The organism is Elusimicrobiota bacterium (genome assembly GCA_018816525.1).
Classification (GTDB): Bacteria; Elusimicrobiota; Endomicrobiia; order CG1-02-37-114; family XYA2-FULL-39-19; genus OXYB2-FULL-48-7.
Window position 1 is genome coordinate 1 of sequence record JAHIVV010000034.1, and the last position, 6805, is coordinate 6805.

The following is a 6805-nucleotide window of genomic DNA, read 5'->3' on the forward strand; positions in this document are numbered from 1 at the left end:
AATACATAATATGCAAATAAATCGGCATATTATTTGATTCAAAGTTGCCACTTTGATATACTATAGACAAGAAATATGAATGGCCCCTTTAGGTGGTAAACTTTCAGCCGGATTGCCCGGCAGGTTTCACCGGATTACGCACTCAAGGACATTATAGGTGAGAGCAATGAAATTAGAATGTGCAGAACATCAACTGCTGAAAAAGTTATTTTAATCTTTGACGTGAAGAATAATGAGTTTAAGAATATCACTGGTTTTGACAAAGCGATTTATGATTTTATTCCAAAACTGGAGTATGTGGACACAAAATTATGTTTAGAGGATGTTTCTAGATACGGAAAAAATACTCCCATTACGAATATGCTGTCTGGCGTTTTGGATGTTATTTTAGAACAAAGTGAAAAATATAGGAATTTCAAAGATAAATTTGAAGAATTATTTGGCGCAGATGATTCAGAAATAAGAACGGAACTTAATAGTTTAGGCAATAAAGTTAAAATTTATCTTACTAAGCAATTCCCTGATTGCTCTGAAATAAAATTTAATGTATCAGAGCCTGATTTTCAAGACCTTATCAAAAATCTTACTACTTCTGTTGATGATGGGGTAGAGACTGGTGCTTTTGAAAAGGGTGATGGGATGCAAAGAGCTTTGATGCTTGCAATAATTCAAACTTATGCAGATTACCGAAGAGAACACGAGGCATTGAACAAGAGTTTTATTTTTCTTATTGATGAAGGTGAGCTTCATCTGCATCCATCAGCGCAACGAAATCTTAAGAAGGCATTAGTTGAGTTGTCTAATAAGGGAGACCAGGTTTTTTTGAATACGCACTCCTCGGTTCTTATTTCTGATGAAGAACAAGGGCAAAATATATTTAAGGTTGAAAAAAATGATAAAAGAACTGAAATAACTCAAATTGAAAATGAAGAAAAACCTTACATTATCTATGATTTATTAGGGGGTAGCCCTGCGGATTTACTTTTGCCAAAAAACTTTTTTATAGTTGAAGGAAAGAGTGACTATGAGTTTATTTCACGAGTTCTAAAACGACACTATACAGATAAACCTTCGGTTCAGATTATTATAGCTTGTGGTGATTTATCTCAGGCAGAAAGGTCACTAAATTCTGTGGAACAAATTTTTAAACCGATTGGGAAAAGTATTTACAAAGACAAGGTTGTTCTGTTGTGCGATAAACAAAATGATACTGCTAAATGGCAAAGCCTTCTAAACGCTTACCCAAATCTGAACGAGCGGGCTTTCCAATTAACAGTGAGTAATTTAGAAGAATATTACCCAAGTAGTTGGAAAAAGACTTCCGATGAGGTTGGTCGGATGAGTAGCCATCAAAAAAAGAACTTAGCTAAAGAAGTTGGCGATGCAATTGAAAAAAATGTTTTTGAGAATGAAATGGAGATAGTATTTAAAGCACTAACTAAATGTTGGGAAAAGGCGTTTAACTGAAATGGCACTGCATTCTAAATTTCCTAAATCACCCTTTGTAATACTTGACCCGGAAGTAAGATGGTTTCCGGCAGATGAAGCTCTGCGTGAGACCACTTATGATAAGCTGTTGCCACCGCTTGTTGCAGAGTTACGCAAAAAGGTTAAGCAATGGCGGGATTCCGGTTATGATGGTGCAAGTGAAACAAGCAAAGCACTGCTTAAATGGTGGTTTTTAACTGAACATATAAAAGAAAAAGCAAACGGTGAAGTATTCATTTTTCAATACTACTTTGCACAGCGGGAAGCAATTGAGACAATAGTATTTCTGTATGAGGTTGTGAAAGTAAAAGATAAATATGATTTGCTTCGCTATGACAGCTCGGGAGCAGTTTCAGCGGGAATGTTTGATGAGTCCTGGCTTCGCTTTGTAGTTAAAATGGCTACTGGGAGCGGTAAAACAAAGATACTGAGCTTGGCACTTGCTTGGAGCTATTTCCATAAACTTTACGAAGAAGGTTCAGGGCTTGCAAGAAATTTCCTCGTAATTACACCCAATATTATTGTTTTAGACAGAATCCGGGCAGATTTTGACGGGCTTAAAATATTTTTTGATGACCCTATTTTACCGGATAACGGCTACGATGGCAAAAACTGGCGTGATGATTTTCAGGTGACTTTGCATATTCAGGATGATGTTGGAGTAATTAGAAAGACCGGAAATATATTCCTTACAAATATCCATAGAGTTTACGAGAGCAATGATACCGTGGCTTCTTTTGAAGATGAGGATAGCCGAGATTATTTTCTTGGAAAGAAACCCACAGGCGCAACGAATGAATCAAAGGTTGATTTAAGCCAGATAGTAAGGGAAATTGATGAGCTGGTTGTGTTAAATGATGAGGCTCATCATATACACGATGAAAGGCTTGCATGGTTTAAATCAATAGAGGATATTCACAACCGCTTGAAGATGAAGGGCGGGCAATTATCCTTGCAATTGGATGTTACCGCTACACCCAAACACACTAACGGTGCCATATTTGTTCAAACTATCTGCGATTATCCGCTGGTTGAAGCCATATATCAGGATGTGGTGAAACATCCCGTGCTTCCAGACCCTGCAAGCAGGGCAAAATTGCAAGAACAAAAAAGCTCAAAATATACAGAGAAATACAAAGATTATATTCATCTTGGATATTTGGAATGGAAAAAAACGTATGATGAGCATTTGAAAGTTGGCAAGAAGGCTGTCCTCTTTATAATGACCGATGATACCAAAAATTGTGATGAGGTTGCAGAATACATAAGAAGAACATATCAGGAATTTTCAAGTGAGGATTCCATCCTTGTTATCCATACTAAAAATAACGGTGATATTGCTGAAAGTGTGAGCGGTAAAAAAGAAGAGGAATTAAAAAAACTGCGTAAGGCCGCAAATGATATTGATAAACTTGAAAGCCCGCACAAAGCAATAGTTTCGGTGCTTATGCTTAAAGAGGGCTGGGATGTAAAGAATGTAACGACAATTGTCGGGCTTCGCCCTTATGCCGCTAAAAGCAATATATTGCCGGAGCAGACGCTTGGCAGGGGCTTAAGGCGTATGTATAGAGACCCAGAAGTAACTGAGCTGGTAAGTGTTGTTGGGACTGACGCTTTTATGGACTTTGTTGAATCAATAAAGAGCGAAGGTGTTGAGCTTGAGCATAGAAAAATGGGAGAAGGTTCAGCCCCAAAAACCCCGCTTGTTGTTGAGGTTGATAAGGAAAACAAGAAAAAGGATTTAGAAAAACTTGATATTCAGATACCCATTCTTACGCCCCGCATTTACAGAGAATACAAAAACCTGTCAGGATTAGAGCCCGCGGGATTCGGGAATAAGAAGTTTTCTGTTAAAGAGTTTAGCGAGGCAGAAAAAAGAGAGATAATTTTTAGAGATATTTCTAACGGAATGATGACGCACAAAACCGAGCTGGACAGCAATTTTGTTCCGAATTATCAAAGCGTCATAGGTTATTTTACGCAGGTGATAATGAAAGAGCTTCGGCTTGTTAGCGGGTATGACATCCTCTACGGGAAAGTTAAAGAATTTATTAAGAACTACCTGTTTGATAAGGAAACGGAGCTTGAGAACCTGAATACTTTAAGAAACCTCTCTGAAATAGAAATAACAAGGACAATCATTGAAACCTTCAAGCAAAAAATAAACGAGCTGACGGTATTGGATAAAGGCGAGGCAGAAATACGGGACTATATTAAAATCAGTAAAACCCGCCCATTTGTTGTAAAAGAGCAGGGATTCATTGTTCCAAAGAAAAGTATTTTTAACAAGATAATAGGAGACAGCCATTTTGAGCTTGAGATAGCAAGTGTTTTAGAGCAGTGCGATGATGTTATATCTTATGCCAAAAATTATTTTGCAGTAAATTTCAAAATTGATTACTGTAATGCCTCTGGGGATATTTCGTATTATTATCCTGATTTTCTTGTCAAAGTCTCAGATAAAGAAATATATGTGGTAGAATCTAAGGGGCGTGAAGACTTGGATGATATTGAAAAAATAAAACGGCTAAAGCAATGGTGTGATGACATAAATGGGATTCAAAAAGAAATAAAATATAATATGCTATATATCAAGCAAGATGAATGGGATAAGCTGAAACAAAGACCGCATAACTTTAATGAAATGATTAAGTTGTGGAGCGAAAATATTTAAGGAATAAATAATAAATGAATGTATTTCTAAGCCATAGCAACCACAAGGAAGACAAAAATATAATAGACCTAATTGAACTTGGATTTCGTGTTTTAGGAATAAATCTTTATATAGCGGAACGTGAACAAACTCCATCCGCTGACTTAAAACCAAAGCTGGAAAAAGGAATAGAAGGGGCAGATATACTACTTGTGTTATATACTTCTCATGCCTCAGTTTCTAAAGATGTCATTTGGGAAATAGGACAAGCAAATGGGCTAAAGAAAAATATATGTTTCATTTCGGAATATGGGTTAAAGAAACCTATAGCCCATGAACGTCAAGAAGATTTTCCTTTAGACTGTCAAAATGCTGTAAGAGATATATGCTCAGTTTGTAATTATTTTAAGAAGTATTCAACTCTTTCAGAACCTAATTTAAAAGATAATTTAATTTATGATAAAGAAACGCATGCTTATTGGAAGGTAATAAATGGACAAAAAGAAGGTCCTTATTGCTCACATTGCTTGGAGGCAAAGAAATGCTTGATTCATACCGTTGAATTACCCGGAGCATGGAATTGTCCTGAATGCAAAACCATGATTCACAAGAGTGGATACAAGCATCCTCAATTTACGAGGTCACGAGGCATTTCTTAAACACACGCCCAAAATACAAGTATTTACAAATACCCCTTAAGCCTCACCTATCTACCGACGCAAATATGGCTTTTGACCCTATGTTTGACATTTACCCGTTTTAACCTCAATAATGCCTCTGGAAGCCCTCAATTTCACACGAAAGCACCCCTAAAATGCTTTCAATAACAATTGAATGACCTTGCGCCCCTTCCCCCGCATTTTTTCAATAAAAAAACGCACTATTTTTGACAATATAAACTACTTTATATATAATCATTTTGGCAGTGTATTGCCGAAATATTATTGATGGCATTTGTCGTAACCCTTCTTAACGGGAAGGGAGAGCCTTCTCAGAAATGAGATTGCACACATTACTACGAAAGAATGCCGCTTATCTTGTCCGCAAGGACGGGGTGGCGGTCATTTCTGGGTTAGTAATGTGGCTCAGAGATTGATTGTCCACCCCGCTTTATTTTGGGGTGATGGAGGACAAGATGAAAAGATGTTATTTACTAACTTGTATTATTTTGATTGCTTCTATTTGTCTCGGGGCAACACAAAAACAAATCAAAACTCAAAAAGACCCTGATACCGAATTCAAAGAAAAAAGCCCAAACATTTACAAACTTATCAAATTGAATTGGATTGATACTGCAAACAAAGAGGAATTTTTGAAATACATTCAAGATATTAACACTGTCAATGCTTTAATAGTGGATATTCTGCCGAAGGTGAAAAATGATGGCACAGCAATAATTCCTCAAAATCTATGGGAAAATACGCCAAAAGAAATTCAGGATTTTGGATTTGCATTAATTGGATATTATACCGACGTTAAAAGATTACCTATTTTTTATCAAAATTCACTTAAAAAACTTAGGGTTATATATGAAAATAATTCTACTAACCCAACCATCATGAAGGATAGTGAACAAAAATTAAAAAATGATTTAGTAATCCGTGATGTATATCTATTATTAGCAATGGAGTGTGCATGTGAAAAGAATTATATTGAAGCAAACAAAATGATGAATAAAATCGCAGATGTACCGAATGGAAGGATTATTACGGTCCAAGGATTTATTGATAACAAAGGAATGCCTGTATATTATAGCACCTTTAAAGAGATAAAATATCAGAGCAAAAAAACGAAAGGAACTCTTGTAAAATTTGAAATAACTGTTTATAACATTATTGCCGGGGAAGAAAAAAACTTAATGCTTGGAATTTTAGGTGATTTCGCTTCCTCGCGCCCTAAATCCTATCCAAGACAGGTTTTGGATTGGCCAGACCAGGCTTTAATAGAACCCGATATAGGAAAACTAACCATAGAAATACCCGAAGAATTATTTGAACAAATGTCCTTTAGAAAAGGGGAAGTAATTACAGTTTATGGTAAAGCAAATGGACTTTTTTACTGGAATGATGTTATTGGGAATATTCCTTTGATAAAAGCAAATAAAATAGAGAAAATTGAGAGATAAAATGAAATATCTTAAAAAAGTATTGTTATCAGTCTTGTTTTTGAATTGTATAATTTGTTTACATAATTGCTATGGGGCTATTGATTTATTTGACTTTCGCATGGGGGTGGGTGAGATATTCTATACCGGTAATTTTAATGACTATCTGCCATTAAATACCGCCGGGGTTGAACTGGGGCTGGATTTATATACAAAGAAATACCTGATTGATTTAGGATATGGAGGCAATTTTTCTCCCTATAGGTTAAAACAACCTTTTGTCTTTTGGGATACCGGCACATCAATCGGTATAACAAATTATTTTATAAAATTAGGATACTTAGTAAATAGAGAAGAATTATCAGAAAATAAATTGAATTGTTATCCTTATGCAGGTATAAGCAAAAATATGCGTAATTCGGTGAAACCTGCCGGGCAATCCGGCTGAAAGTTTACCACCTAAAGGGGCCATTCATATTTCTTGTCTATAGTATATCAAAGTGGCAACTTTGAATCAAATAATATGCCGATTTATTTGCATATTATGTATTTAAAAGAGC

At 35.9% G+C, this 6805-nt stretch carries 5 protein-coding genes; all 5 read left to right on the forward strand.

What is annotated here, in order from left to right; genetic code table 11:
- Positions 1-177 precede the first annotated feature (177 nt).
- The 5 genes from KKH91_03770 (at position 178) to KKH91_03790 (ending at position 6693) form a co-directional block, all read left to right on the forward strand.
- On the forward strand, positions 178-1467 hold the full coding sequence (locus KKH91_03770) for an ATP-binding protein (GenBank protein ID MBU0951931.1): 1290 nt from the start codon (positions 178-180) through the stop codon (positions 1465-1467).
- Between the two features lies 1 nt (position 1468).
- On the forward strand, positions 1469-4162 hold the full coding sequence (locus KKH91_03775) for a DEAD/DEAH box helicase family protein (GenBank protein MBU0951932.1): 2694 nt from the start codon (positions 1469-1471) through the stop codon (positions 4160-4162).
- 14 nt (positions 4163-4176) lie between these two features.
- A complete protein-coding gene (locus KKH91_03780) occupies positions 4177-4800 on the forward strand; it encodes a toll/interleukin-1 receptor domain-containing protein (GenBank protein ID MBU0951933.1) in 624 nt (207 codons plus the stop codon).
- A gap of 476 nt (positions 4801-5276) precedes the next feature.
- A complete protein-coding gene (locus KKH91_03785; GenBank protein MBU0951934.1) occupies positions 5277-6266 on the forward strand; it encodes a hypothetical protein in 990 nt (329 codons plus the stop codon).
- Between the two features lies 1 nt (position 6267).
- Positions 6268-6693: a hypothetical protein gene (locus tag KKH91_03790; GenBank protein MBU0951935.1), complete on the forward strand. Its 426-nt coding sequence runs from the start codon at positions 6268-6270 to the stop codon at positions 6691-6693.
- Positions 6694-6805: the final 112 nt, after the last annotated feature.